This is a genomic window from Microbacterium kyungheense (genome assembly GCF_006783905.1).
GTDB classification, from domain to species: domain Bacteria; phylum Actinomycetota; class Actinomycetes; order Actinomycetales; family Microbacteriaceae; genus Microbacterium; species Microbacterium kyungheense.
In genome coordinates, this window is sequence record NZ_VFPE01000003.1 from 69,655 (window position 1) to 96,285 (window position 26,631).

At 71.0% G+C, this 26,631-nt stretch carries 26 protein-coding genes; 10 read left to right on the plus strand and 16 right to left on the minus strand.

The genetic code is table 11. The features are described from left to right. Window positions 1–86: 86 nt before the first annotated feature. Both FB391_RS12855 and FB391_RS12860 read right to left on the minus strand, forming a co-directional pair. Complete coding sequence (locus FB391_RS12855; protein ID WP_246093504.1) at window positions 87–476, minus strand: MmcQ/YjbR family DNA-binding protein; 390 nt, start codon at window positions 474–476, stop codon at window positions 87–89. Between the two features lie 32 nt (window positions 477–508). Further along, window positions 509–1,132 (minus strand): asparagine synthase, encoded by a 624-nt coding sequence (locus tag FB391_RS12860; protein WP_141894885.1) that lies wholly within the window; start codon window positions 1,130–1,132, stop codon window positions 509–511. Between the two features lie 102 nt (window positions 1,133–1,234). On the opposite strand from FB391_RS12860, the gene FB391_RS12865 reads away from it, so the two are divergent. Together FB391_RS12865 and FB391_RS12870 are read left to right on the plus strand one after the other, a co-directional pair. Then, entirely contained in the window at window positions 1,235–2,083 is an 849-nt protein-coding gene (locus FB391_RS12865) for an SDR family NAD(P)-dependent oxidoreductase (protein WP_185843057.1), read from the plus strand. Between the two features lie 86 nt (window positions 2,084–2,169). After that, on the plus strand, window positions 2,170–2,370 hold the full coding sequence (locus FB391_RS12870; RefSeq protein WP_141894887.1) for a hypothetical protein: 201 nt from the start codon (window positions 2,170–2,172) through the stop codon (window positions 2,368–2,370). A gap of 83 nt (window positions 2,371–2,453) precedes the next feature. Here FB391_RS12870 and FB391_RS12875 read toward each other — a convergent pair whose 3' ends face one another. The 5 genes from FB391_RS12875 to FB391_RS12895 all read right to left on the minus strand — a co-directional run bounded on the left by FB391_RS12875 (window position 2,454) and on the right by FB391_RS12895 (window position 8,528). After that, complete coding sequence (locus FB391_RS12875; RefSeq protein ID WP_141894889.1) at window positions 2,454–3,398, minus strand: aldose 1-epimerase family protein; 945 nt, start codon at window positions 3,396–3,398, stop codon at window positions 2,454–2,456. Window positions 3,399–3,448: 50 nt separating this feature from the next. Continuing rightward, a complete protein-coding gene (araA, locus tag FB391_RS12880) occupies window positions 3,449–4,960 on the minus strand; it encodes an L-arabinose isomerase (protein WP_141894892.1) in 1,512 nt (503 codons plus the stop codon). Between the two features lie 16 nt (window positions 4,961–4,976). Then, window positions 4,977–6,632: a xylulokinase gene (locus FB391_RS12885; RefSeq protein WP_141894894.1), complete on the minus strand. Its 1,656-nt coding sequence runs from the start codon at window positions 6,630–6,632 to the stop codon at window positions 4,977–4,979. Beyond that, window positions 6,629–7,327, minus strand: a complete 699-nt coding sequence (locus FB391_RS12890) for an L-ribulose-5-phosphate 4-epimerase (protein WP_141895219.1) — start codon at window positions 7,325–7,327, stop codon at window positions 6,629–6,631. Before FB391_RS12890 ends, FB391_RS12885 begins: the two co-directional genes overlap by 4 nt. A gap of 205 nt (window positions 7,328–7,532) precedes the next feature. Continuing rightward, entirely contained in the window at window positions 7,533–8,528 is a 996-nt protein-coding gene (locus FB391_RS12895; protein ID WP_141894896.1) for a LacI family DNA-binding transcriptional regulator, read from the minus strand. A gap of 72 nt (window positions 8,529–8,600) precedes the next feature. Between FB391_RS12895 and FB391_RS12900 the strand changes: the two genes are divergently transcribed. Together FB391_RS12900 and FB391_RS12905 are read left to right on the plus strand one after the other, a co-directional pair. Continuing rightward, window positions 8,601–9,452 (plus strand): NAD-dependent epimerase/dehydratase family protein, encoded by an 852-nt coding sequence (locus tag FB391_RS12900; RefSeq protein WP_141894898.1) that lies wholly within the window; start codon window positions 8,601–8,603, stop codon window positions 9,450–9,452. Then, window positions 9,449–10,024, plus strand: coding sequence for a DnaJ family domain-containing protein (locus FB391_RS12905; RefSeq protein WP_141894900.1), 576 nt, complete (start codon window positions 9,449–9,451; stop codon window positions 10,022–10,024). The genes FB391_RS12900 and FB391_RS12905 overlap by 4 nt, the downstream gene beginning before the upstream one ends. Before the next feature lie 66 nt (window positions 10,025–10,090). Here FB391_RS12905 and FB391_RS12910 read toward each other — a convergent pair whose 3' ends face one another. Continuing rightward, window positions 10,091–11,116, minus strand: a complete 1,026-nt coding sequence (locus tag FB391_RS12910; protein ID WP_141894902.1) for a LacI family DNA-binding transcriptional regulator — start codon at window positions 11,114–11,116, stop codon at window positions 10,091–10,093. 177 nt (window positions 11,117–11,293) lie between these two features. Here FB391_RS12910 and FB391_RS12915 point away from each other — a divergent pair, with 177 nt between their 5' ends. The 4 genes from FB391_RS12915 to FB391_RS12930 are packed head-to-tail and all read left to right on the plus strand — an operon-like array spanning window position 11,294 to window position 16,424. Beyond that, window positions 11,294–12,595 carry an ABC transporter substrate-binding protein gene (locus tag FB391_RS12915; RefSeq protein ID WP_141894904.1) on the plus strand — a complete coding sequence of 434 codons (1,302 nt, stop codon included), beginning with the start codon at window positions 11,294–11,296 and terminating at the stop codon, window positions 12,593–12,595. A 59-nt stretch (window positions 12,596–12,654) separates the two neighbouring features. Then, window positions 12,655–13,587, plus strand: a complete 933-nt coding sequence (locus tag FB391_RS12920; protein WP_141894906.1) for a carbohydrate ABC transporter permease — start codon at window positions 12,655–12,657, stop codon at window positions 13,585–13,587. Between the two features lie 12 nt (window positions 13,588–13,599). Continuing rightward, window positions 13,600–14,493, plus strand: coding sequence for a carbohydrate ABC transporter permease (locus FB391_RS12925; protein WP_141894907.1), 894 nt, complete (start codon window positions 13,600–13,602; stop codon window positions 14,491–14,493). After that, window positions 14,490–16,424, plus strand: a complete 1,935-nt coding sequence (locus tag FB391_RS12930) for a glycoside hydrolase family 127 protein (protein WP_141894909.1) — start codon at window positions 14,490–14,492, stop codon at window positions 16,422–16,424. The genes FB391_RS12925 and FB391_RS12930 overlap by 4 nt, the downstream gene beginning before the upstream one ends. Window positions 16,425–16,431: 7 nt before the next feature. Here the strand turns inward: FB391_RS12930 and FB391_RS12935 are convergent, their stop codons facing one another. Both FB391_RS12935 and FB391_RS12940 read right to left on the minus strand, forming a co-directional pair. Next, window positions 16,432–16,722, minus strand: coding sequence for a DUF4287 domain-containing protein (locus tag FB391_RS12935; protein WP_141894911.1), 291 nt, complete (start codon window positions 16,720–16,722; stop codon window positions 16,432–16,434). Between the two features lie 18 nt (window positions 16,723–16,740). After that, complete coding sequence (locus FB391_RS12940) at window positions 16,741–17,127, minus strand: cupin domain-containing protein (RefSeq protein ID WP_141894912.1); 387 nt, start codon at window positions 17,125–17,127, stop codon at window positions 16,741–16,743. A gap of 45 nt (window positions 17,128–17,172) precedes the next feature. Here FB391_RS12940 and FB391_RS12945 point away from each other — a divergent pair, with 45 nt between their 5' ends. Continuing rightward, complete coding sequence (locus tag FB391_RS12945; RefSeq protein WP_141894914.1) at window positions 17,173–18,162, plus strand: ArsR/SmtB family transcription factor; 990 nt, start codon at window positions 17,173–17,175, stop codon at window positions 18,160–18,162. A gap of 188 nt (window positions 18,163–18,350) precedes the next feature. Next, a complete protein-coding gene (locus tag FB391_RS12950) occupies window positions 18,351–19,622 on the plus strand; it encodes an MFS transporter (protein ID WP_141894916.1) in 1,272 nt (423 codons plus the stop codon). Window positions 19,623–19,634: 12 nt separating this feature from the next. Here FB391_RS12950 and FB391_RS12955 read toward each other — a convergent pair whose 3' ends face one another. The 6 genes from FB391_RS12955 to FB391_RS12980 form a co-directional block, all read right to left on the minus strand. Next, window positions 19,635–20,651 (minus strand): LacI family DNA-binding transcriptional regulator, encoded by a 1,017-nt coding sequence (locus FB391_RS12955; RefSeq protein ID WP_141894917.1) that lies wholly within the window; start codon window positions 20,649–20,651, stop codon window positions 19,635–19,637. Between the two features lie 106 nt (window positions 20,652–20,757). Beyond that, window positions 20,758–21,798 carry a galactofuranose ABC transporter, permease protein YjfF gene (gene yjfF, locus FB391_RS12960; protein ID WP_141894919.1) on the minus strand — a complete coding sequence of 347 codons (1,041 nt, stop codon included), beginning with the start codon at window positions 21,796–21,798 and terminating at the stop codon, window positions 20,758–20,760. Further along, a complete protein-coding gene (locus FB391_RS12965; RefSeq protein ID WP_141894921.1) occupies window positions 21,795–22,841 on the minus strand; it encodes an ABC transporter permease in 1,047 nt (348 codons plus the stop codon). Before FB391_RS12965 ends, yjfF begins: the two co-directional genes overlap by 4 nt. Continuing rightward, entirely contained in the window at window positions 22,838–24,445 is a 1,608-nt protein-coding gene (locus FB391_RS12970) for a sugar ABC transporter ATP-binding protein (RefSeq protein WP_141894923.1), read from the minus strand. The genes FB391_RS12965 and FB391_RS12970 overlap by 4 nt, the downstream gene beginning before the upstream one ends. A gap of 75 nt (window positions 24,446–24,520) precedes the next feature. After that, window positions 24,521–25,513, minus strand: coding sequence for an ABC transporter substrate-binding protein (locus tag FB391_RS12975; protein ID WP_141894924.1), 993 nt, complete (start codon window positions 25,511–25,513; stop codon window positions 24,521–24,523). A gap of 257 nt (window positions 25,514–25,770) precedes the next feature. Beyond that, window positions 25,771–26,619: an ion transporter gene (locus tag FB391_RS12980; protein ID WP_246093505.1), complete on the minus strand. Its 849-nt coding sequence runs from the start codon at window positions 26,617–26,619 to the stop codon at window positions 25,771–25,773. Window positions 26,620–26,631: the final 12 nt, after the last annotated feature.

The following is a 26,631-nucleotide window of genomic DNA, read 5'->3' on the forward strand; positions in this document are numbered from 1 at the left end:
TCAAGAATACCTCACGCCCCCGTTCGGCGCGAATCGAGGGGAGGATGCCGCGATCCCGGGCGTGTCCGGCGGTGGCGCCGCGTACATCACGGCGCCGCAGCGTCCAACGCGCGCAGCTGGCGCTGCAGCGCCACACGCCTGTACGAGGTGTCGATGAGCTCAGCCAGCAGCGTCCAGTCGCCGGCATCCACCTCCACGCGCAGCGCGAGCCACCCCGAGGCGCCCTCGTACGGCGGGACGAAGACGTCGTCGCGTTCGAGCAGCGCCGGGCGCTCCACGTCGTCCGGGATGAACAGCACCGCCGGGTCGGGACCGACGCCGACGATCGCGAACTGCCGCTTGCCGGCGCGGAAGGTGCATCGGCCGTGCGAGATCACCTCCATCGCCTCGGGGTACTCCAGGCAGAGCGCGCGCACCCGCACCGCGAGCGGGTGCTCGGGCGGGAACCACATCGGATGGGCGGCCGGCTCGTCCACGAGGGCGAGCGTACGCCCACCCATGGACGCCGTCAGCCCTCGAGCTCGCTGACGTCGATGCCCGAGACGCGTGGCGACGGTGTGACCGCGGGCGCCGGCGCGTCCGAGTCCGGCTCGTCGACGCGACGTTTGTGAGCGGCCAGGCGCGGAAGATCGACGAGACGGACCGACTGCATGCGGGCCGCGCGCATGCGCTCGTAGTCGGGATCCAGGTCGGCGCGCATGCCCTCGACCTGCAGCCGGCGCTGCAGGTTGGACTCGACGTCGCCCCAGGCGGCGTCGCGCGACTGCTCGATGAGCGTGCGGACCACATGCGGATCGTCGGCCATGCGGCGCAGCGCCTGCGCGACGCCGGCGTACTGACGGCCGCGCTTGCGCAGGTTGCGGGTGTCGCGGTCGCGGTAGTCGTGCGTGCCGTCGGGGTCGGTGAACTTGCCCCACGCCTTCTTGCGCTGCCGCTTGACCAGTTCGGCCGCCGCAGCCTGCTCGTCGGCGAGCGCGATCAGCATCTCGTGCGCGAAGGGCACGAACCGCGAGACCTCGAAGGGCTCGTCGTTGGCGATTGTGTCGACGAGGATGCGGTTGCGGATCGAGAGCCGCGCCGCGGCGGACGCGATGGACACCCCTTCGGCGATCGCCTCTGCGGTCTTGCCCATCGCACCTCCCGTAAAGAGGCTAGCGTCCGCGGGCGCCTTCCGAGTCAGCGAGAATCGTAGGCGCGATCGTCGACGGGGACGATCCGGAGCGGGAGGCTTCACATGACGACACGGCGACCCCTGGATGTGCGCGGGCGCACCACCGTCATCACCGGAGCGGCGGCGGGCATGGGCGCCGACGTCGCCCGTCAGCTCGCAGCACGCGGGGCGCGCATCGCGCTCGTGGATCGCAACGCCGAAGGACTCGCGGCGGTGGCGGCGAGCCTCGACGGCACCGGGCACACGACGCACGCGGTGGACCTGACCGACGACGCGGCGGTGACGGATGCCGTGGCCGAGGTGGTGGCATCCCATCCGCATATCCAGGCGCTCATCACGTGCGCCGGCTCGTCGATGCTCGGCGACATCGGCCAGCTGACGATGGCCGAGATGCGCTGGCTCATGGACGTGAACCTCTGGGGCACGGTCAACATCACGCAGGCCCTCCTGCCGGCGCTGCAGCGCGAACCGGCGGCGCACATCACGCATCTCGTGTCGATCTACGGGCTTGCGGCTCCTGCCGGCCGCATCCCGTACGCGATGAGCAAGTTCGCCGTGCGCGGGTTCACCGAGGCGCTGCGGCACGAGCTGGAGCGGTCGACCGTCACGGTCGGAGCGGTCTACCCGGCCGGGGTCAAGACCGGCATCATCCTGCGCGGGCGGTTCGCGGCCGCCATCGATCCCGCGGTGGCCCAGCGGGCGGCCGAAGCACAGGCGTCGATGTACCACACCGAGCCCGAGGACGCGGCGGCGCGCATCGTCGACGCGACGATCCGGCGGCGCCCCCGCATCATGATCGGGCGCGAGGCGCGCCTGGTCGACGTGCTCACCCGCGTCACCCCGTCGCACTACTGGGGTCCGATGCGCCGGCCGCTGCGCGACGCGATCGACACGCGCACGCCGGTGCGATAGCAAGCCGACGGCCGCGACGCAACCCCCGTCTTTCCACCCGGGTGTCGCCGTACCGTGGATGCAGCACCCCACGAAAGGAGCGACCGATGGGATTCACGGACGACGCCAAAGAGACCGCGGAAGCCGTCGGCGACAAGCTGAAGGACGTGTGGGAGGACACCACCGATCGGATCGGCGACAAGGTCGACGAGATGAAGGCGGATGCTGACGTCAAGAAGGCCGAGGCCGAGCGCGACTCGGTCAAGACCCGCAACGACATCAAAGAAGACCTGCGCGACGACCACTGATCCGCAGACGACGAAGGCGGAGCCGACCGGGGGGCCGGCTCCGCCTTCGTCATTCGTGCCTGGTGCGGACGAGCGCCGCGGGATCAGCCGATCGCGGCGATGCGCCAGGACGCGGTGGCGGATGCCTCCGGCTCGAGCACGATCAGACCGGCGTCGTACTCGTACGAGGCCGCGTTGAACGCGTCGGGCGCGCACGTCATCGGCTCCACCGCGAGTCCCAGGCGGCTCTGGGCCGGCTCAGGCTTGTCGGCGGTGTGGACCTGCACCCACGGGCACGCGGCATCCCACGTCATCGCGACACCCGAGCCTGCGGCGTCCGTCAGCCGCACGGTGGCGAAGCCGTCGGCGTCACGGATGAGGCCCGTGTACGCGTGGTCGATCTCGGCGGCGCCGATGGTGCGGGCGGCGCGGAAGTCGAAGCGCTGCGGGTCCTCGGCGTCGACCGGGCCGAGCGCGACGGGGCTCAGGCGGTCAGGCGTGACCGAGAGCACCTCGGCGGCGGGGAGCTCCAGCGTCCAGCCGTCGACGTGCCCCTCGCCGGCGACGAGGTACGGGTGCGGGCCGGTGCCCCAGGGCGCCGGCGCGTCGCTCTCGTTGACGGCGGTGACCGACTGGGTCAGGCCGTCCGGGCCGAGCGCGAACGTCGTCGTCACGACCAGTCGCCACGGGTAGAACGTGGCCGGCTGGATGACAGCCGCCAGGGTGACGTGGTCGGGTCCCTTGTCGATCGCCTCGAAGTCCAGCCACGTCGCCAGGCCGTGGAGCGCGTGCGAGCGGGCGGGCTCGGTGAGCGGCAGCTGGAAGTCCTGGCCGCCGAACGAGTAGCGCCCGTCGACGACGCGGTTCGGCCACGGGGCCAGGGTCGCGCCGCGGTGCGCCGGACGCACCTCGTCGGCCTCGAACGGCACGACGAGGTCGCGGCCGCGGTAGGTAAGCGAGCGGAGCGTCGCGCCGACGCTCGCCACGACGGCTTCGTAGTCGCCGGCGCGCAGCGCGTGCTGGGTTCCGGATGCGGGGGGACGTGCCATAGAGGGCTCCTTGCAAGTGAGGGGATGCCGCTGACCAGAGTAGCGGGGCGTCACAGGCCCTGCGCGAGGCGGTAGTACGCCTGGTTCCAGCGCAGCTCGCGCTGGAAGCCGCGCACCGTGGTGTCTTCGTCGATGACGACGAGCTCGGTCGCAGCGATCTCGGCGAAGTCGCGGAACACCTCGATGCCCACGGCGGTCGTCATGACGGTGTGGTGCGCCGCGCCGGCGGCGAGCCAGCAGGCCGCACTGGTGGCGAAGTCGGGCGCGGGCTTCCAGACGGCGCGGCCGACGGGCAGCTTGGGCAGGTCGGGCGCGTCGACGTTCTCGACCACGTTGGCCACGAGCCGGAACCGGTCGCGCATGTCGCTCATCGCGACGACGAGCGCCGGGCCCGGGTCGGCCGTGAAGACGAGACGCACCGGGTCGTCCTTGCCGCCGATGCCGAGCGCGTGCACCTCGAGCCGGGGCTTGGCCGACGTGAGCGACGGCGAGACCTCGAGCATGTGCGCGCCGAGGATCTTCTCGTCGCCCGCGACGAGGTCGTACGTGTAGTCCTCCATGAGGCTCGCCCCTCCGGGAAGCCCCGAGCCCATGACGTTCGCGATGCGCACGAGGATCGCGGTCTTCCAGTCGCCCTCGGCGCCGAAGCCGTAGCCCTCGGCCATGAGGCGCTGGACGGCGAGGCCGGGCAGCTGCTTCAGCGCGCCGAGGTCCTCGAACGAGGTCGTGAAGGCGCCGAAGCCACCCTCCTCGAGGAACGACCGCAGCCCGAGCTCGATCGCGGCGCCGTCGCGCAGCGACTGGTGGCGCTCACCGCCGGGCCGCAGCTCGTCGGCCACGTCGTACGACTCCAGGTACACCGCGACCAGGGCGTCGATGTCGGCGTCGGTGGCGGCATCCACCGCTTCGACGAGCTCGTTCACGCCCCACGTGTTCACCTGCACGCCGAAGCGCAGCTCGGCCTCGGTCTTGTCACCCTCGGTCACGGCGACGTAGCGCATGTTGTCGCCGAAGCGCGCGAGCTTGAGCGAGCGGGATGCCGCCCACCCGGCCGCGGCGCGCTGCCAGTCCTCGATCTGCTGACGCACCGCGGGGTTCGACACGTGGCCGACGACGGTCTTGCGGGCGACGCCCAGGCGGGTCTGGATGTACCCGAACTCGCGGTCGCCGTGCGCGGCCTGATTGAGGTTCATGAAGTCGAAGTCGATGTCGGCCCACGGCAGCTCGACGTTGGCCTGCGTGTGCAGGTGCAGCAGCGGCTTCTGCAGCGCGTCGAGGCCGGCGATCCACATCTTGGCGGGGCTGAAGGTGTGCATCCAGGCGATCACGCCGATGACCTCGTCGCGCGCGTTGACCTCCAGCGCCAGGCGGCGGATGGAGTCCGAGTCCTTCAGGACCGGCTTCCACACGATCTTGACGGGCAGCCCGTCGAGGCCGGCGGCCACCGCCTGCGACTGCTCGGCGACCTGACGGAGGGTCTCTTCGCCGTAGAGGGTCTGGCTGCCGGTGACGAACCAGATCTCGTACGCGTCGAGCGAGGAGGACAGAGGGGTGCGGGTCATGCGAGGTTCCTTCGGATCAGAGGGAGGTGACGGCGACGGCTTCGACAGCGAGGCCGGCGCGATAGCGGTCGAGGTAGGCGGTGAAGCCGGCGACATCCGCGGGCTCGGGGTCGGCGACGTCGATGGCCGCGCCGGCGAACACGTGCTGGTCGAGGTATTCGGGAAGAGTGGATGCCGGGCCCCCCACACTCGTGCGGAGCGAGGCACGAGACGAAGCATCCTGAACCGCCCGGGTGTACGCGGCCAGCACCGCGATGCCCCACGCGCCGCCCTCGCTCGCGGTGTCGCCGACGGCGACCGGGGCGTTCAGCGCCGCGGCGAGGAAGCGCTGGGCGACGCCCGCCGTGCGGAACAGGCCGCCGTGCGCGAACATGCGGTCCAGCTCCACGCCCTCGGCATCGAGCACGCGCATGCCGAGCGCGAGCGTGCCGAACACCCCGTACAGCTGGGCGCGGGCGAAGTTGCCGAGCGTGAAGGCGCTGTCGGGCGTGCGGACGAACAGCGGCCGCCCCTCGTCGAGACCGGCGATCGGCTCACCCGCGAGGTGGTTGTACGCGAGCAGGCCGCCCGCGTCGGCGTCGCCCGAGAGCGCCTCGCGGAACAGCGCGTCGAACACGGCATCGTTGTCGACGGGCACGCCCGCCGCGGCGGCGAAGCGTCCGAACAGGCCCGCCCAGGCGCCCAGCTCACTCGCGCCGTTGTTGCAGTGGACCATGGCGACCGCGTCGCCCGACGGCGTCGTGACGAGGTCGAGCTCGTGGTGCACGGTCGCAAGCGGCCGCTCGAGCACGACCATCGCGAAGATGCTGGTGCCCGCGCTGACGTTGCCGGTGCGCGGCGCCACGGCGTTCGTGGCGACCATCCCAGTCCCGGCGTCGCCCTCGGGCGGGCAGAACGGGATGCCGGCGGCCACGGTCCCGGTCGGATCGAGCAGCGCCGCGCCCTCGGCGGTCAGCACGCCGGCATCCTCACCGGCGATGAGCACGCGCGGCAGCAGGTCGGTGAGAGCGGGAATGCGGCCGGTCCCCGATCCCTGAGCCTGTCGAAGGGCGTCGTACCGGCCGACCAGGTCGGCGTCGTAGTCGCGGGTGGCCGAGTCGATCGGGAACATGCCCGACGCGTCGCCGACGCCGAGCACCTTCTCGCCGGTGAGGCGCCAGTGCACATAGCCCGCGAGGGTCGTGACGAAGCGGATGTCGGGCACGTGCGGCTCGGCGTCGATCACCGCCTGGTGCAGGTGGGCGATCGACCAGCGCAGCGGGATGTTCACCCCGAACAGCTCGGTGAGCTCGCTCGCGGCAGGGCCGGTGTTGGTGTTGCGCCACGTGCGGAACGGCACGAGCTGCTCTCCGGCCTCGTCGAACGCGAGATAGCCGTGCATCATCGCCGAGACGCCGATCGCGCCGAAGGTCGACGGCCGCACGCCGTGGCGGCGCTCGGCGACGGCGACGAGGTCGGCGAACGCCGCCTGCAGTCCCGTCCAGACGTCGTCGAGCGAGTAGGTCCACAGCTTGTCGCGGTACTGGTTCTCCCATTCGAACCCGCCGACCGCGAGCACGCTCGAGGGGTCGTCGGCATCGACGAGGCATGCCTTGATGCGCGTCGAGCCGAACTCGATGCCGAGCGCCGTCCGGCCGTCGAGGATCGCCGCGGCCGCGGCATCCCGCGTCATCGCCCGCCCTCGCGACGCTCGTCGGACGACTGCCCGTAGACGTTCTGGTACCGGTTGTAGAGGCTGTCGATCGCGTCCTGCGGAATCGGGATCAGCGGACCGGCCTCGCGCGCGTGGTGCACGGTGCGGGCGACGTCCTCGACCATGACGGCAGCCTTGACCGCATCCTTCGCCGAGACGCCGATCGTGAACGGGCCGTGGTTCTGCATGAGGACGGCGCGGCTGCGGTGACCGGTCAGCGTCTCGACGATGCCGCGGCCGATCGAGTCGTCGCCGATGATCGCGAAGGGGCCGACCGGGATCGGGCCGCCGAACTCGTCCGCCATGGCGGTGATGACGCACGGGATCTCTTCGCCGCGGGCCGCCCACGCGACGGCGAACGTCGAGTGCGTGTGCACGACTCCCCCGACCTCGGGCATGTGGCGGTACACGTAGGCGTGCGCCGCGGTGTCGCTGGACGGGCTGCGGTCGCTGCCCGGCGTCCCGGCGATGACCTCGCCGTCCAGGTCGCACAGGATCATGTTCTCGGGCGCCAGGTCGTCGTAGCTCACGCCCGAAGGCTTGATGACGAACAGATCGGCGCCGGGCACGCGGCCCGACACGTTGCCGCCCGTCCACACCACGAGGCCGTAGCGCACGAGTTCGCCGTGCAGCGCCGCCACCTCGGCGCGGACGGCGGCGACGGATGCCTCCACCTCGGAAGAGAAGGTCGGCGCGGGTGTCGCCGGTTCGGGGCTGGTCACGGGGTCCTCCGTCGGGTCTCGTGGGGCGGCGCACTCGGCCGCGTGGATGATGTTACCGGTAACAACGATGCTGACCAACCCCGGGGTCAGTTCACGTGGCACGACGCGCGGGAATGGATGCCGCGTGTCGCGCCACCTGAACGTCCGGGGCCGCTCGTCAGCGGGGCGGCGCGGTCGAGGCGCGCGGCAGCAGGCGGGGCGGAGCGGGCTCGGTGGCGTCCGAGCCCAGCACCGTGGCGACGGCGCGGCGCGCCTCGCCTGCCAGGTCGAGCCCGACCGTCGTGAGAGCAGGACGGTAGTGCGCCGCGTCGGGGTTGTCGTCGAAGCCGGTCACGCTGACGTCGCGCGGCACCTCAAGGTCCTCCTCGCGCAGCCCCGCCACGAGCCCCAGCGCCATCTGGTCGTTCGCGACGGCGATCGCCGTCGGACCGCCGGCGGTGCGGACCGCCGTCGCCACGAGCGGAGCCAGGGCCGCGCCCGCAGCGGCGGTCCAGTCCCCCGACCACCGCGGCCCGGGCTCGAGCCCGGCATCGGCGAGCGCGCGCACCGCGCCGGCCTCGCGCGAGCGGGCTTCGAGCCACTCCGCAGGGCCGGCGACGAGGCCGATCCGCCGGTGGCCGAGCGCCACGAGGTGCGCTACGGCGAGCGCGGCGCCGTCGGCCTGCCGATCCGCGCCGGAGCCGGTGTGCAGCGCGGCGACGGCGATCCCGGGATGCGCGTCGGTCAGGGCCGACAGGGTCGCGGCGTGCGGCGCCAGCACGATGAGCCCGTCGACGCCCTGTCCGAGCAGCCGGTCGGCGGCGTCGCGGACGGATGCCTCGCTCGAGGCATCCGCGTACGCCGTCGCGATCCATCGCCCGGCGTCGCGCGCGGCGGCTTCGAGCGCGGCGATGCCGACCGCTGGTCCGTACAGCGTCGCGTCCGACGCGATCACGCCGAGCGTGCGGGTCGTGCGGGTGCCGAGGGCGCGCGCGGCGTTGTTCACGCGGTAGTCGAGAGCGGCGATCGCGGCCAGCACGCGGTCACGCGTCTCAGGACGGATGTTGGGGTGCTCGTTGAGCACGCGCGACACCGTCTGGGTCGAGACCCCGGCCTCGCGAGCGACCTCGCGCACCCCGACCCGGGGCGAGGGGGCACCGCCGCTCTCGTTCATGGCCGCAACCTTAGCCCGACGGATGCGCCGCCTCGTGCCCCTGCGGCCGCGGCGCAGTGGCAGGCTGGTGTCATGCGCATCGCCCTCACCGGTTCGTCCGGAAAGCTCGGAACGGTCGTCGCGCGCGAACTCCGCGCGGGCGGCCATGACGTCATCGGCCTTGATGTGGTCGGAGCCCGCGGTCCGGGCTTCGTGCAGATCGACCTCACGGACTACGGACAGGTCGTCGACGCCCTGACCGCCGTGAACGACCGCCACGACGGGTTCGACGCCGTCGTCCATCTCGGCGCGATCCCGGCCCCCGGCATCCGCTCAGACGTCGCCACGTTCCACAACAACATGAACGCGACGTTCAACGTGTTCTGGGCGGCGGTGCGGCTCGGCATCCGCAAGCTCGTGTACGCGTCGAGCGAGACGGTGCTGGGCCTGCCGTTCGACGTGCCGCCGCCGTACATCCCCGTCGACGAGGAGTACCCGCCCCGGCCCGAATCGGTGTACTCGCTCGTGAAGACCCTCGAAGAGCGCATGGCCGTGGAGCTCGTCCGCTGGCACCCGGACCTGTCGATCACGGGCCTGCGGTTCTCGAACGTCATGGTCCCTGAGGACTACGCGGCGTTCCCGTCGTACGACGACGACGCGACGAAGCGCAAGTGGAACCTCTGGGGCTACATCGACGCGCGCGATGGCGCCCAGGCGGTCGAGCGCGCGCTGCAGGTCGCGCCGCCCGGGTTCGAGACCTACATCATCGCCGCGGCCGATACCGTGATGTCGCGCACGAACGCCGAGCTCGTCGCCGAGGTGTTCCCCGGAGTGGAGACCCGCGAGTTCGGCGAACACGACACGCTCCTGTCGATCGACAAGGCCCGACGCCTGCTCGGCTACGACCCGCAGCACTCGTGGAGGGACCACGTCCCGGGATCATGAGCGAAGACCCGCGCCTCGCCGCCGCCCGGTATCGCGCCGCCCGCAGCGGCGAGGACGCCGACGGCGAGGTGGACGCCGCCGACGCGCCCTCGCAGGCGGCGCAGGCGTACTCCGCGGCCGATCGAGCGGCCGTCGTCGAGACCGCGATCCAGCAGGCGATCCGGCGCGGAGACTTCGACGACCTCCCCGGCGCCGGCAAGCCGCTGCCCGGGCTCGGCGACCACCACGACCCGGACTGGTGGATCCGCCGCAAGATCGAGACCGAGCAGCTCACGGGGCTCGGACCGCCGGCGCTCATGCTCCGCGTCGAGAGCGAGGCTCTGGAGGCGCGACTGGACGAGCACGCTCGCGAGTCCGACGTCCGGATCGAGCTCGAGGACTTCAACCGGCGCGTGATCGAAGCCCGGCGGCAGCTGCTCGGCGGTCCGCCCGTCGTCACCCCGACGCGCGATGTCGAGGCCGAGGTCGCCGCGTGGCACGCGCGGCGCGAGGCTCGCGCCGCGGCGACGGCCGATGACGCGACGGATGCCGCTCCCCGGCCGCGCCGGTGGTGGTGGCGGCGCGGCCGGTAGCGGCGGCACTCGTGCTGAGCGAGGAACGAGACGAAGCATCCACTCGGCTGCGCACGCGGCGGGAGCTCACCGCCGCGGGATCGTGGATCCCCGGATCACCAGCCGCACCGGCAGATGGTGCGTGCCCTGCCCGATGTCGACGCCGTCGATCGCGTCGAACACCCGCTGCGCGGCCTGGCGGCCGAGCTGCTGGAGGTTCGCGTCGATGCTGGTCAGCTGCGGCCGCGAGTTGGTGGCCAGCACCTCCCAGTTGTCGTAGCCGATGACGGCGAGGTCGTCGGGGACGCGGCGGCCGAGGTCGCGGGCGGTGTCGAGCACGCCGCGTGCGATCTGGTCGGATCCGCAGAAGACCGCGTCGACGTCGGGGTGACGCTGCAGCAGCATCGCCGCGGCATCCCTCCCCCAGTGCTCGGTCCACTCCGAGAACATCGGCTCGCCGACGAGCTCCAGCCCGGCGGCGTCCAGTGCCGCCCGGGCCCCCGCGATGCGGTCCTGGGCAGCGGCGTACGCCGGATCACCGGTGATGTGCGCGATGCGGGTGCGGCCGCACGAGATGAGGTGCTCGATCGCCATGCGCCCGCCGACGTAGTTGTCGGGCGTGAGCGAGAGGTCGCGCGGATCGTCCGAGGGCGCGTAGGCGTAGACCACCGGCACGGGGATCTCCTGCCCCAGCGACGGGCGCGGATCGGTCTGACGGCCGACCACGATGATCCCGTCGACGCGGCGGCTGAGCAGCGCCTTGAGGTGGTGCTGCTCACGGATCGCGTCACCGCGGGCGTCGCACAGGAAGACGTTCACCTGCCCCGCCCCGAAGGCGTCTTCGGCGCCCATGAGGATCGGGATCATGAAGCGGCCTTCGAGATCGCTGGTGAGCAGGCCCACCGTCCCGGTGCGACCCGCGAGGAGCCCCTTGGCCATGGCGTTCGGGGTGAACGACAGCTCCTCGGCGGCCCGCAGCACCCGCTGCCGCGTCGCGACCGCGACGTCGTCGCGGTCGTTGAGCGCCTTGGATGCCGTCGCGATCGACACTCCCGCCAGCCGCGCCACGTCACTGAGCGTGGCGGTCCTCGATCCCGTCTCGTTCGCTGCCACCGGCACCCCCTTCGGTGCTTAAACGTTATCGAAGACACTACTTGACGCCACGACAACCCGGGCGATAGCTTGCTCGAAATGGCTTTCGAGGATTTCGAAAGCCTCTTGCACCCCGACGCAGCGGTGCCGACCCGATCGGCGTCATCCGCTCGAAGAAGAGCCAGAGGAGACAGTTGCATGATCACCAACCGACGTCGTGCCGCACTGCGAGCGGCCACGGCATTCGTCACGGCGGGCGCCCTCATCGGCGGCTTGGCCGCGTGCACCGGCAGCGGTGACACCCCCACCCCCGCGGAGTCCATCCCCGCGGACGGCACCGACGACGGCTCGACGCTCACGCTGTGGACGCGTGCGCCGCTCGAGAAGCAGGCCAACCTGCTCGTCGACGCGTACAACGCCTCGCACAAGAACCAGGTCGAGCTCACCGTCGTCCCCAACGACGACTACGTGGCCAAGGTGGGCGCGGCCGCCGGTTCGGGCGGGCTGCCCGACCTGTTCGCCGCCGACATCGTCTACGTGCCCAACTGGGTCGAGCAGGGCCTGTTCCAGGACCTCAGCGCCCAGATCGACGGCCTCGACTACAAGGACCAGATCAACCAGGGCCACCTCTCGGCAGGCACCGATGCCGACGGTAAGGAGCACGTGCTGCCGTTCGTGCTCGACCTGTCGATGCTGTTCTGGAACAAGGAGCTGTTCGCCGAGGCGGGGCTCGACCCCGACAAGGCGCCGGCGACGATGGCCGAGTACGCCGATGCGGCCAAGAAGGTCCAGGCGCTCGGCAAGGACGGCGTCTACGGCACCGCGACCGGCTTGAACTGCGGTGGATGCCTCGTCTTCACGTGGTTCCCCGGCATCTGGGCCTCGGGAGAAGAGGTGCTGAGCGACGACGGACGCGAGTCGCTGCTGGCGAACGACGCCGCCAAGGAGGTCTACGACACGTGGCGCGACCTGTGGGAGTCCGGCGCCGTGCTGCCGAGCTCGCAGGACGAGGCCGGCCCCACCTGGACGGCCGCCTTCACCGAGGGCAACGTCGGCCTGATGTACTACCCCGCGACCCTGCTGTCGTCGACCCCGTTCGACGTCGGCGTCGCCGGCATCCCCGGCGTGGACGGCGGCGCGTCGACCTTCGTCGGCGGTGACGGCATCGGTGTCTCGAAGGACTCCAAGAAGTCCGCGCAGGCGTGGAACTTCCTGACCTGGCTGATGTCGGAGGACGCCCAGGTGGGCGTGCTCGCGAAGGACAACGACGTGGTCTCGCGCGCCGACTTCGCCGACAACGAGTACGCGGCGAAGGACCCGCGCCTGGTCACGATCAACCAGGTCGCCGCGCAGGGCGACACCCCCGTGGCCCTGAACTTCCAGCAGGCGTTCAACGCACCCGGCAGCCCGTGGCTGACGCTCGTGCGCAACGCCGTGCTCGAAGGCACCGACACGGTCGACGCCGACAACGACGGCATCACCGAGATCCTCGCGCAGTAGACCGAGGGCGGTGGCCCGGGCGACCGGGCCACCGCCATCCTTCCCCGGAGAACGAAGACATGACCGCCGAGACGCTGAGTCCGCCGACGAGTCCCCCGACCACCCCGTCGCCACGCCGGCGCACGTCCCGTGCCCGCCGCGACGCCCTGCGCGGCTGGCTCTACGCCTCGCCCACCGCCCTGTTCGTGGTGTTCGTGTTCCTCGTGCCGCTGGCCCTGGTGCTGCAGATGTCGGCCTCCGACTGGCCGCTGCTCTCGGGCAACCAGGGCTGGAACCTGCCCGAGAACTACGTGGATGCCGTCCAGCACCGCCTCTTCTGGGATGCGACCTGGTTCACGCTGAAGTACACCGTCATCACGACGATCCTCCTCATCGGACTGGGCCTCGGGCTCGCCCTGCTGGTGCAGGAGTCGACGCGGTGGAAGTCGATCCTGCGCACGTCGTTCCTCGTGCCGAGCGCCCTCGGCCTGGCCTCGGCATCCCTCCTCTTCTACGTCCTGTACTCGCCGTACGCCGGACCCTTCGCGAACCTCATGCAGTCGTGGGGCTTCACGTTCCTCGGGACGCCCGAGGGCGCACTGTGGTCGACGGTGTTCCTCATCGTGTGGCGGTACGCCGGCTTCTACATGCTGCTGATGCTCGTGGGCCTGCAGGCGATCCCCGACGATGTCTACGAGGCCGCCCGCATCGACGGCGCGTCGACGTGGCAGACCTTCCGGCGCATCACACTGCCGCTGCTGCGTCCCACCTTCGCGCTGACGATCGTGCTGTGCGTGACGGGATCGCTGCTGGCGTTCGAGCAGTTCTACATCCTCACCAAGGGCGGACCCGACAACAGCACCATGACGATCGTGCAGCTGATCTACAACGTCGCCTTCCAGGGCCAGAACAATCTGGGCATCGCCGCCGCGCTGTCGGTCATCGTGCTGCTCGCCCTGATCCTGATCAACATCGCCCAGCTGCGCGCGTTCCGCCGCACCGACGAGGACTGAGGCCGCGCCATCATGACTGTGCAGACCCTTCCCTCCGCGACCCGCCTGATCACGGTGCAGCCGTCGCGACGCGGCAGGCGCTCACCTGCGATGCGGATCGTGTTCGGCATCCCCTACGCGGTGCTGACGACCGCGCTCGCGATCATGTTCCTGTACCCGCTGATCTGGACGGCCGTGTCGTCGGTCGCACCGCGCGCCGGCACGAGCCAGGCAGAGGGCTGGGGATTGGGCAACTACGCGTCCCTGGCGAACTACCAGGCCGGCATCTGGGTCTACCTCGGCAACTCGGCGTTCGTGTCGCTCCTCACGGTGCTGCTCACGCTGGTGGTCTCGACGCTCGGCGGCTACGCGTTCGCGCGCTTCTCGTTCCCGGGCAAGAACCTGCTGTTCCTCACGGTGCTCGCGATCCTGATGGTGCCGTACACGACGCTGCTGATCCCGCTGTACGTGATCCTCAACGCTGTCGGCCTCAGCAACTCGCTGGTCGGCGTCGCCATCGTGCTGACGATGTTCCAGCTGCCGTTCTCGATGTTCATGATGCGGATCTCGTTCGAGTCGGTCCCCCGCGAGCTCGACGAGGCCGCGATGGTCGACGGCGCATCGACGTTCGGGGCGCTCCGGCGCGTGCTGCTGCCGGCGGTCAAGCCCGGCCTCATCACGGTCGGCATGTTCGCCTTCCTCGCGGCGTGGAACGACTTCATGGCGCCCCTGATCCTCATCACCGACACGAACCGGATGACGCTGCCCCTGGCCGTGTCGAACCTCCGCGTGCAGGTGCAGGGCGTCATCGACTACGGAGCGACCGAGGCGGGAGTGGTCGTCCTGGCGCTCCCGTGCATCGTGCTGTTCCTGGTGCTGCAGCGCCACTACGTCCGCGGATTCATGTCCGGAGCTTTCAAGGGATGACCATGCAGAACACGACCACTCTTCAGACGCCCGTCGCCCCGGCCCGTGGACGGCTGCGCCCGCTCGGCCAGCGCGAGGTGCGCATCACCGGCGGCTTCTGGGGCGACCGGCAGCGCGTCAACGGCGCCGCCACCCTCGAGCACATCCAGTCACGGCTGGAGTCCGAGGGCTGGCTCGGCAACTTCGACCGCGCCGCCGCCGGCACGCTCCCCGAGGGCCGCCGCGGGCGAGAGTTCTCGGACTCCGAGGTGTACAAGTTCCTCGAGGCGCTCTCGTGGGAGATCGGGCGCACCGACGACCCGGCACTCGAGGACCGGCTGCGCTCGGTCGTCGCGCGCGTCGCCGCGGCGCAGGAGGCGGACGGATACCTCAACACGATGTTCGGCCGGCCCGGGCAGCGCGACCGCTGGTCCGACCTCGAGTGGGGCCACGAGCTCTACTGCCTCGGGCACCTGTTCCAGGCGGCGGTCGCCCGCGCCCGCACGCGGCCCGACGCCGAGGACGGCCTGCTCGCGATCGCCGTGCGTGCGGCCGATGTGGTGTGCGCCGAGTTCGGCGCCCAGGGCCGCGACGGCATCTGCGGGCACGCCGAGGTGGAAGTGGGGCTCGCCGAGCTCTCTCGCGTGACGGGCGACCCGCGCTATCTCGAGCAGGCGCGCCTGTTCGTCGAGCGCCACGGTCACGGCACCCTGCGCGACATCGAATGGGGTCGCTCGTACTTCCAGGACGACGTGCCGGTGCGAGAGGCCGTCGCGCTGCGGGGTCATGCCGTGCGCGCGAACTACCTCGCCGCCGGCGCGGCCGACGTGGCGGTCGACACCGGCGACGAGGACCTGCTCGCTGCGCTGCACGGGCAGTGGGACCGCACGGTCGCGCGTCGCACCTATGTCACGGGCGGCCAGGGCTCGCACCACCAGGACGAGGCGTTCGGCGAGGACTGGGAGCTGCCGGCCGATCGCGCCTACTCCGAGACGTGCGCGGGCGTGGGCTCGATCATGTTCTCGTGGCGGCTGCTCCTCGCGAGCGGCGATCCGCGCCAGGCGGAGCTCATCGAACGCACGCTGTACAACGTCGTGGCGACCTCGCCGGCTCCCGACGGGCGCGCCTTCTTCTACGCCAACACGCTGCACCAGCGCGTGCCGGGGTCGCCCGCCGATCCCGAGGCGACCTCGCCGCGAGCCTCGTCGTCGCTGCGGGCGCCGTGGTTCGAGGTGTCGTGCTGCCCGCCGAACGTCGCCCGCACGCTGGCGAGCCTGGACGCGTACGTCGCGACCGCCGACGACGACGGCGTGCAGCTGCACCAGTACGCGCCTGCAGCGGTGCGCACGATGCTCGCCGACGGGCGGACGGTGGCGTTCGACGTCGAGACCGACTACCCCGCCTCGGGTTCGATCCGCGTGATCGTCCGGGAGGATGCCGCCACCGCGGCGCCGTGGACGCTCACGCTCCGCGTGCCCGAGTGGGCGACGGGCGCGCACCTGAGCGTCACGTCGGCCGACGGCTCCGTCGACGAGCGCGACGCGGCGCCGGGGACCGTCGAGGTGCGCCGTGCGTTCCGCGCCGGGGATGTCGTGGAGCTCGTGCTCCCGATGACCTCGCGGCTCACCGCGCCCGACGCCCGCATCGACGCGGTGCGCGGGTGCGTCGTCGTCGAGCGTGGGCCCGAGGTGTTCGCGCTGGAGTCCGTCGACGCGGGCGCCGACGTGTCCGGTCTCGCGCTCGCCCCGGGTTCCGCGCCGTTCGAGCGTGACGGCCGGCTGTGGGTCGAGGTGATCGACCGCGGAGGCGAGGACGCCGGCTGGCCGTATCAGGCGTCGGCCGACGAGTCGGCGGAGCGCCCGGCATCCCGAGCCGTTCCCCTCGTGGCGTACCACGAGTGGGCGCAGCGCGGACCGTCGACGATGCGCGTCTGGATCCCCGCGGCGAGCTGAGCCCTGCTCAGGGGTTCGGGTTCGTCGCCTTGCCGTCGAGCCACAGGACGTTCGTGACGTCGGAGTGCGTGCCGTCGGTGCCGACGTGCTTCTCGCTGATCTGCGGACCCTTCGTGATGACGTGCACCAGGGCCATCGCGTGACCGCGGCCGAGGCCGTAGTCCGCGGCGAGCCACTCAATGATGGGCGTCGCCTTGGTCTTCTCGTCGAAGCCCTTCTGGCGCGCTTCATCGACGAGCTGGCGCGGCGTGCGGCCGGTCTTGGTCTCGATGTTGTCGAGGTATGCCTGGAACGACATGTCTGGTTCTCCTGGGTGTCAGTTGCCGGCGCTGGGGATGTCGAGGACTCCGGGAGCATCCTGCCACTCCTGGATGATGCGGTCGGAGGCGTGGACGCACAGGATGCGCAGGCGCCCGGTGCCGCTGTTCTTGAAGCCGTGCCACACGTTCGCGGGGCCGGTGACGGTATCGCCGGCGACGGCGTGCAGCACGGTATCGCCGATCGTGATGCGCGCCTCTCCCTCGAGCAGCACCCAGGTCTCGGCGTACGGGTGGCGATGCAGGTCCGGCCCCTGGCCGGGCTCGTTGTCGACGAAGAAGTACGACACGGCGGCGTCGTGCTCGGCGCCGATGAACCGGCGGGTGCGGCCGGTGCCGATGCCCAACTCGGCCGCGGGGACGATGGCGGGGGTTGCGGTGTTCATGGCCTCAGCCTGGTCCGGCCCGATCTCACGCCCTAGAGTTTCGATGTGGATCGAAAGTACGTCGACTTCCAGCTCGCACCCGACGACCTCACCGCGATCCGGTTCGGCATCTCGCCCGGCCACGAGCTGTGCCACGCCGTGCGGGCGATCCTGCGGCCCGACGAGTACCCGCTGCAGTGGGGGTGGATGCGGTCGAGCCAGGCCGCGATCCCCCGCGAGGACTTCGAGGTGCTCGCCCTGCTGATCCGCGAAGAGGGCTACTTCCCCGACTTCCTCACCACGACCCCCACGTGGGAGCTCACGCCGGAGGCGGAGGCGGAGCGCCTGCGCGACATCGACGACGACCGCTTCGAGGTCGACATGACCAAGGTGCTGGTGCGTTCCGACGGCGCCCGCCGCATCGCCGTGCAGCACATGCTCGATCAGCCCGATCGTGCCCGCGCGATGATCGCCGAGGCGTGGCTGTCGGTGTGGAACAGTGCGATCGCTCCGGTGTGGACGCAGCTGGAACGCCTGCTGCGCGCCGACATCGCAGTGCGCTCGCGCCGCATCGCCGAGAGCGGCATCGGCGGCATGGTCGGCACGCTCCACGACCGCGTCGCGTGGGCCGACGGGGCGGTGCGCGTCACGATGCGCATCTGGAGCGAGGTGGTCGACTGCCACGGCAGCGGGCTCGTCCTCGTGCCGTCGGTCATGGGCGCGACCGGCTGCTTCGTGCTCACCGAGCCACCGGCCCAGCCGACGCTGTTCTACCCCGCACAGGGCGTCACCGCCACCTGGGCGCGCGACGCCGGCGGTGTCGCGGACGCCCTCGGCGCTCTGCTCGGCCCGGCTCGCGCCCGCATCCTGCTCGACGCGCACGAGCCGCGAACGACGTCGCAGGTCGCCCACGACACCGGGCTGGCGATCTCGACCGCATCGCATCACCTCACGGTGCTGCGCGACGCCGGGCTCGTGGCCAGCACCCGCGACGGCGCGCGCGTGCTGCACCGCCGCAGTCCGCTGGGCGAGGCGATGGTCGGCGCCGTGCTCTGACGCCCAGCACGAGGGCGGATGCTTCGTCTCGCTGCTCGCTCAGCACAGCTGCCGTTGCCCGGCCGCCGTCCAGGCTCCGCCGGTAGACTGGCCCCGCCATCCACGATGTGCATCACCTGCCCGCGCCGTCCGCGCGGGGCAAGGCGGCACGAACAGCCGCCGCCGGCGGCCAGAGAGCCAGGAGCCAGATGCACACCGTCACGTCGCCCGCCGACACCCGCGCGCCGCACACCGAGCCGAGCGCCGAACGCGGCCCGAGCCTCATCCGCGAGGCGGGCTACGCCTACTTCCCGATCGCCCTGATCGCCCGGTTGCCGTTCGCCATGATGGTCGTCGGCATCCTGACCCTCGTGGTCTCGGCCCGCGGCTCGCTCGCGCTCGGCGGTGCGACCAGCGCCATGACCGGGCTCGGGACGGCCCTCGTCGGGCCTCTCCTCGGCGCCGCGGCCGATCGTTTCGGCCAGCGCCGCGTGCTGCTCATCGCCGGATCGGCGAACAGCCTGCTGCTGGTCGCGATGGCATGGCTCGCCTTCGCACCCGTGGCCGATGCCGCACTGCTCGGCGTCGCGTTCCTCATCGGTGCGTCCATGCCCCAGGTGGCGCCGCTCTCGCGCAGCCGCCTGGTGGGCATCATCGGCCGCGCCTACCCTGCCGAGCGTCGCACGAAGGTCGTGAACGGCGCGATGGCCTACGAGTCCGCGGCCGACGAGATCGTGTTCGTGTTCGGCCCCGTGATCGTGGGCCTGCTCGCGACCACCATGAACCCCGCCGCCCCCGTGATCGGCGCTGCGGTCCTCGCGCTCGTGTTCGTGAGCGCGTTCGCGCTGCATCCCACCGCCCGCACCGTCGTCGCGCACGACGCCGCCGGTCCTGCGCAGGCACCGGCGCGCGAGCTGTTCCGCGCGCGAGTGCTCGCACCCGCGGCGGGCGCTCTCGGCATGGGCCTCTTCTTCGGGTCGATGCTCACCTCGCTCACCGCCTTCATGGCCGAGCGCGGCGCGCCCGAGCAGGCCGGGCTCGTCTACGGCGCGATGGGCATCGGGTCGGCCGCGCTCGCGCTGGGTGTCGCGCTGTTCCCGGCCCGCTTCACATTGCCCGCGCGCTGGCTGACCTTCGCCGCGATCCTCGTCGCCGGCACCGTCGCGCTGCCCTTCGTCGACAGCGTCGGAGCCATCGCCGTCGCTCTCCTGATCATCGGCATCGGCATCGGCCCGACGCTCGTGACGCAGTACAGCCTCGCCGCGGCGTTCAGCCCGCAGGGCCGGTCCGCCACCGTCATGACGATGCTGGGATCAGCCGTCGTGGTGGGCCAGTCCGCGGCATCCGCCCTCACCGGCCTCGTCGCGGAGTCGGCCGGCGCTCACGCCGCGCTCGTCGCTCCGGTCGTCGCGGCCGGCGTCGTCCTCGTCGCGGGCGTCTGGAACCTGGTGGCCGCACGCCGGGCGCGCACGTCCCGCTAGCCGATTCCCGGGTCAGAGCTCGCGCGTACTGGCACGGACCACGAGCTGCGGCACGCGCGTGGGCGGCGGCATGGTCGCCTCCTCATCCTGCAGCTGCGTGAGCACGGCGGCCATCGCGTCGCGGCCGAGGCCGACGAAGTCCTGCCGCACGGTGGTCAGCGGCGGCGAGAAGTGCGCAGCCTCGGGGATGTCGTCGAAGCCCACCACGCTGACCTCGTCGGGCACGCGCAGGCCGGCGTCGGCGAGGGCGTGCAGCAGGCCGAGCGCCATCTGGTCGTTCGAGACGAACACGGCGTCCGGCATCCCCGAGCGCACCAGGTCGGCGCCGACGCGGTAGCCCGCCTCGGGCGACCAGTCGCCGCGTTCGGGCTCGCGCCCCGCGATGCCCGCCTCGGCCAGGCGGTCGCGCCAGCCGCGCAGCCGCTCCTCGGCGTCCATGGAGCCTTCGGGACCGGCGATGTGCACGACGTCGCGGTGGCCGAGCGCGAGCAGGTGCGACACCGCGGTGCGCGCGCCCTGGTACTGGTCCAGCGCGACGCGGATGCCCCTGCCTCGCGACTCGGACGCGATCGACACGAGCGGCACGCCGAGCTCCCAGCCGTCGAATGCGTCCAGCGCCGCCCTCTCGGCGGCCAGCAGCACGACGGCCTCGACGTTCTGGCGGATGAGCATCTCGGTCGCCGACCGCAGCGTCGCCGCCGCGGCATCGGCGGGATTCGTCGCGATGACGGCATACCCGGCGTCGCGTGCCGACTGGTTGAAGTTCAGCACGACGCTCGACGGCCCGTAGTCGGGCAGCCCCGTCGCGACGAGTCCGATGGTGCGCGAGCGGCGTGTGACGAGGGCGCGCGCGGCCTGCGAGGGCACGTAGCGCAGCTGCGTGATGGCGTTCTCGACGCGCTCGCGGGTGGCGGGGCGTACGTTCGGCAGGTCGTTGAGCACACGCGACACGGTCTGGTGCGAGACACCGGCCAGGCGCGCGACGTCGAAGATCGTCGCGACGCGGTTGCGGTCGCCGTTCGCGCTCACGTGCTGCGCTCGCTCCCCTCGGGAACGTCGTGACGCGTCCCGCCCCCCATTATCGCGGGATGCCGCCGGCCGAGGCCGAAGGCCGGGCCGAGGTGCACGCCGCCCCTCATCGGCGCCGCGCCGTCAGCACGCGCTGGAGCACGATGAACACGAGCAGCAGCACGCCGATGAAGATCTTCGTCCACCACGACGAGAGCGTGCCCTCGAACGTGATGATCGTCTGGATGATGCCGAGCACGAGCACGCCGAGCACCGAGCCGAGCACGAAGCCGTAGCCGCCTGCCAGCAGCGTGCCGCCGATGACGACGGCGGCGATGGCGTCGAGTTCGGTGCCGATCGCGGTGAGCGGGTAGCCCGACAGCGTGTAGAACGTGAAGAGCACTCCGGCAAGGCCCGAGCAGAAGCCGCTCACGACGTACACGAGCACCTTGGTGCGCGCGACCGGCAGGCCCATCAGCATGCCGCTCTGCTCGCCGCCGCCGATCGCGTACACGGTGCGCCCGAACCGCGTGCGGTGCAGCATCCACACCGCGATCGCGACGACGATCAGCGCGATCACGACGCTCCATGTGATCGACATGCCCCCGCCCAGCGGGATGCGGCCGACGGCGAGCGCGATGAAGGCGGGGTCGCTGATCGAGATCGAGCTCTGGCTGATCACGTAGCAGAGGCCGCGGGCGAGGAACATGGCCGCGAGCGTCGCGATGAACGGCTGGACCTTGAAGAAGTGGATCATCAGCCCGACGAGCAGCCCCAGGATGCTGGTGGTGACGAGGATCACCGGGATCACGACGGCCGGCGGCAGTCCGGCCTGCAGCAGGCTCGCGGCGATCATCGTCGACAGCGCGACGACCGCGCCCACCGACAGGTCGATGCCGCCGGTGAGGATCACGAACGTCATGCCGACGGCGAGCACGATGAGATACGCGTTGTCGACGAACAGGTTGAGCAGCACCTGGCCGCTGAGGAAGCCGGGGTACCGGACGCCGCCGGCCACGAACACGGCGACGAACAGCACGGCGGTCACGAGCACCGGCCCGTACTTCGGGCTCGTGAAGGCGTCGCGCACGCGCGCGCCGATTCCGGCGGGCTTGCCGGCGGCGCCGGGCGCGGGCAGGGTCGGCGGAGCGGGAGTGATGGTCGTCATGCGGATGCCACGCCCTTTCCTGCGCGGACGGCGAGGCTTCGCCGGAACGATGAGAGCGCCTGGTTGGTCGTCGGCGACTGCAGCAGGCAGACGATGGTGACCACGGCGGCCTTGAACACCATGGTCGCGATCGGCGGGATGCCGACCGTGTACACCGTGGTCACGAGGGTCTGGATGACGAGCGCCCCGACGAGCGTTCCGACCAGGGAGTACCGGCCGCCCGCGAGCGAGGTGCCGCCGATCACGACGGCGAGGATCGCGTCGAGCTCGATAAACAGCGCGGCGTTGTTCGCGTCGGCCGCCATCGTGTTCGCGGTGAGGATGAGCCCCGCGACGGCCGCGCACACGGCCGAGAAGGTGTACACCACGAACAGCAGCCCGCGGGCACGGATGCCCGCCTGACGGGAGGCCTCGGGGTTGATGCCGACCGACTCGATCATCATGCCGAGGGCGGTGCGGCGCGTGAGCGTCGCGGCCAGTGCGAACACGAACGCCGCGATGTAGACGGCGATGGGGATGCCGAGCCAGAACCCCGAGCCGAGCGCCTTGAACGGCGGGCTCGTGACGGTGAGGATCTGCCCCTCGGTGATGAGCATCGCGACACCGCGGCCCGCGGTCATGAGGATCAGGGTGGCGATGATCGGCTGGATGCCGAGCACGGCCACGAGGAACCCGTTCCACACTCCCAGCACGAGCGAGATGAGCAGCGCCACCACGATCGCGACGGCCACTGTCGCGGGGTTGCCCGGGTCGGGCGAGCCGAGCAGGATGCTGCAGGCGACGGCGCCCGAGATGGCGGCCACGGCGCCGACCGACAGGTCGATGCCGCGCGTCGCGATGACGAGGGTCATGCCGATCGCCACGATGAGCGTGGGGGCGCCGTTGCGCAGGATGTCGATGAGGCTGCCGTACAGGTTGCCGTCGCGCACGGTGATCGAGAAGAAGCCGGGCACCGCGATCACATCGATGATCAGCAGCACGGCGAGCATCACGAGCGGCCAGAACAGCCTGCTCGCGGCGAGTCGGGCCAACAGGGCGGTCATGCGGGTTCCTCCGCGGTCGCAGGGGCGGGACGGGATTCGGACGACGCCTCGGCGTCGTCGCTGCCCTCGGCGATGAGGGCGAGCAGGCTGTCGACGGTCAGGTCGTCGTTCGCGAGGTCGGCGACCTTGCGACGGTCGCGCATCACCACGACGCGGTGGCTCAGGCGCAGCACCTCTTCGAGCTCGGCCGAGATGTAGACGACGCTCATGCCGTTCTCGGCGAGGCTCACGACGAGCTTCTGGATCTCGGCCTTCGCGCCGATGTCGATGCCGCGCGTGGGCTCGTCCAGGATGAGCAGGCGCGGCGCGACGGCGAGCCAGCGGGCCAGCAGGACCTTCTGCTGGTTGCCGCCCGACAGATTGCGCACGACCGCGTCGGCGTCGGCGGGGCGGATGCCGAGCGCCTGGATGTAGCTCTGCGCCAGCTCGTCCTGGCGCTTCTTGGGGATGGGGCGGAACCAGCCGCGGTCGGCCTGCAGCGCGAGGATGATGTTGTCGCGCACGGTGAGCTCGTCGACGATGCCCTCCGAGCGCCGGTTCTCGCTCGAGAACGCGATGCGCTGCGCGAGCGCCTGACGGGGGCTGCGCAGCCGCTTCGCGTCGTCGCGCACGGTGAGTGTGCCGCTGTCGACGCGGTCGATGCCGCCCAGCAGCCGCGCGACCTCGGTGCGCCCGGACCCGAGCAGACCCGCGAAGCCCACCACCTCGCCCTCGTGGATCGTGACGTCGACGGGCTGCACGGCGCCCCGGCGGCCGATCCCCCGCGCCTTCAGGAAGACGGTCGGGTCGGCGGCATCCATGTCGGATTCGCGCACGCGCTGCTCGAGGTCGTCGAGCGCCGTGATCTCTTTGCCGATCATCTTCTGCACGAGGTCGATGCGCAGGAGGTCGGGCGTCAGGTACTCCCCCACGAGGCGGCCGTTGCGCAGCACCGTCAGGCGGTCCGCGATCTCGTACACCTGGTCGAGGAAGTGCGACACGAACAGGATCGCGACGCCCGCGTCCTTGAGCGACCGGATGATCCGGAACAGCTCGGCGACCTCGTCGGCGTCGAGACTGGACGTCGGCTCGTCGAGGATCAGCACGCGCGCGTCGATGTTGATGGCGCGCGCGATCGCGATGAGCTGCTGGATCGCGAGCGAATGCGATCCGAGCAGCGACCCCGGGTCGACGTCGAGTCCGAGCCCCGCGAGCACCTCGCGCGCCCGCGCCCGCATGCGACGCGTGTCGATCGCTCCGAAGCGGCGCGGCTCGCGGCCGAGCATGATGTTCTCGGCGACCGACAGGTTGGGCAGGAGGTTGACCTCCTGGTACACCGTCGAGATGCCGGCGTCCTGCGCCTGCGCGGTCGAGTGGAACGACACCTCGTCGCCGCCGAGCACGATCGTGCCGGAATCGATCTGGTAGACGCCGGTGAGCGCCTTGATGAGCGTCGATTTGCCGGCGCCGTTCTCGCCCATGAGCGAGTGCACCTCGCCCGGGAACATCCGGAACGAGACGGTGTCGAGCGCCTTCACACCGGGGAACGAGATCGAGATGTCGGCCATCTCGACGACGGGCTCGGTGGCGCCGTCGGGGGCGGGTGGACGCGTGTGGTCGGTCATCCTGGTTCTCCGTCGAACGGGGGCCTTCGGCGTGACGAGGGACGGATGCCGGCGGCATCCGCCCCTCGTGCGCGCTCAGTACTTGCGGTCGGGCAGGGCCTCGATGGCCTGCTCCTGCGTGAACGTCGTCTCTTCCGTGATGATGCGCGGCTCGACCGTGCCGCCGTCGTTCAGCGTCTTGATGATGTCGACGAGCTGGGCTCCCAGCAGCGGCGAGCACTCGACGATGAAGTTGATCTTGCCATCAGCGAGCGCCTGCATGCCGTCGTGCACGGCGTCGACCGTGACGATCTTGATGTCCTTGCCCGGGACGAGACCCGCGGCCTCGATCGCCTCGATCGCGCCCAGGCCCATGTCGTCGTTGTGGGCGTAGACGAGGTCGATGTCGGGCTGCGACTTGAGCATGGCCTCCATGACCTGCTTGCCGCCGGCGCGCGTGAAGTCGCCGGTCTGGCTGGCGACGACCTTGAGGTTCTCGTTGTCGGCGATGACCTCGGCGAAGCCCTCGGCGCGGTCGATGGCGGGAGCGGCGCCGGTCGTGCCCTCCAGCTGCACGATGTTGACGGGCTCGGTGGAGTCCTTGTACTGGTCGAGCACCCACTGACCGGCCTTCTTGCCCTCCTCGATGAAGTCCGAGCCGAGGAACGAGACGTACAGCGACGTGTCCTTGCTGTCGACGGCACGGTCGGTGAGGATCACCGGGATGCCGGCGGCCTTCGCCTCGTTGAGCACGGCGTCCCAGCCGGTCTCGACGACGGGCGAGAACGCGATGTAGTCGACGCCCTGCTGGATGTACGAGCGGATCGCCTTGATCTGGTTCTCCTGCTTCTGCTGGGCGTCCGAGAACTTCAGCTCGATCCCCGCCTCTTCGAAGGAGTCCTGGATGTCTTTCGTGTTGGCGGTGCGCCAGCCCGACTCGGCGCCGACCTGCGCGAACCCGACGACCAGGTCGCCGACCGCCTTGGGACCGTCACCGCCGGCGCTGTCGCCGCTGTCGCCCGAGCTCGCGCAGCCCGCGAGGCCGAGCAGCAGCGCACCGGCCGCGACGATCGAGAGCAGCTTCTTCATGTGAGTGAACCTCTCTGTTCAATGTGCCCTGTTCAGTGGGATGCGACGCGTGGACGTCGCCTGCCGGAGGGATGCCGCATCGCTGTGGTTCCGGCGTGCCGACGATGGCCGCGATTCAGGATGTTAGCGCTCACTGTTAGCGCTCACAAGCCTTAGATGCGCGCAGTCGTGCAACGAACGGATAACGGATGTGAGCGCGAACATTCGGCGGCGTCGGCGCGCGGCGCGCGGCGTGGGGCCGACCGCCGCCCGGCGGCTCAGGCGCCGGACTGCGCGAGGAGCCGTCGGATCTCGGCGTTCGTCGCCTCGGACTGCTCGAGCAGGGCACGCAGCCGGGCGGCGTCCGCCTCGGCCGTCGGTGCTGCGGCCGTCGGCGCTGCGGGCGTCGGTGCGTCGGCGGTCGCGGCATCCACGTCCTCATCGACGGGAGGCTCGGACTTCGACGGACCCAGGAACAGGTTCGCGAGGTAGCCGGTGAACGTGCCGAAGATGCCCACGCCGACCACGATGATGACTGCGCCGAGCAGGCGGCCGGCGCTGGTGACCGGATAGGTGTCGCCGTAGCCGACGGTGGCGATCGTGACGATCGTGTACCAGATCGCGTCGGAGGCGGTCGTGATGTTGGAGCCCTCGGCATACTGCTCGAGCGCGAGCATCCACATGCTGCCGAACTCGAGCACGAGGATGCCCATCAGCAGCAGCGTCCACAGAGCGCTGTTCGCGCGGTCCCGCAGCAGCGTGCGCAGCAGCGCGCGGACGCCGAGCTCGCGCATCAGCCGGGTGACGCGGATCAGCCGGAAGACGCGCAGGATCTTGACCTCGGCGAAGGGGAGGCTCGCCAGCAGGTCCGCCCAGCCGAACTCGCGGAAGAAGTACCGGCTCGCCGACGGCGCCGTGACGATCCGATACGTGAAGTCCAGCAGGAAGATGATGCTGAACAGGCCGTTCATGATGCTCAGCACGGTCTGCAGCGACGGGTCGGCGCGGAACACCCACACCAGCACGAGGTTCAGGATCGACAGGACCGACAGCAGCCCGATGAAGATCTCGTACGCGGTGTTCTTCAGCTCGGAGCGGGCTCTTCTCAGTCTCGCCTTCCGGTCCATCGGCTCCACCCC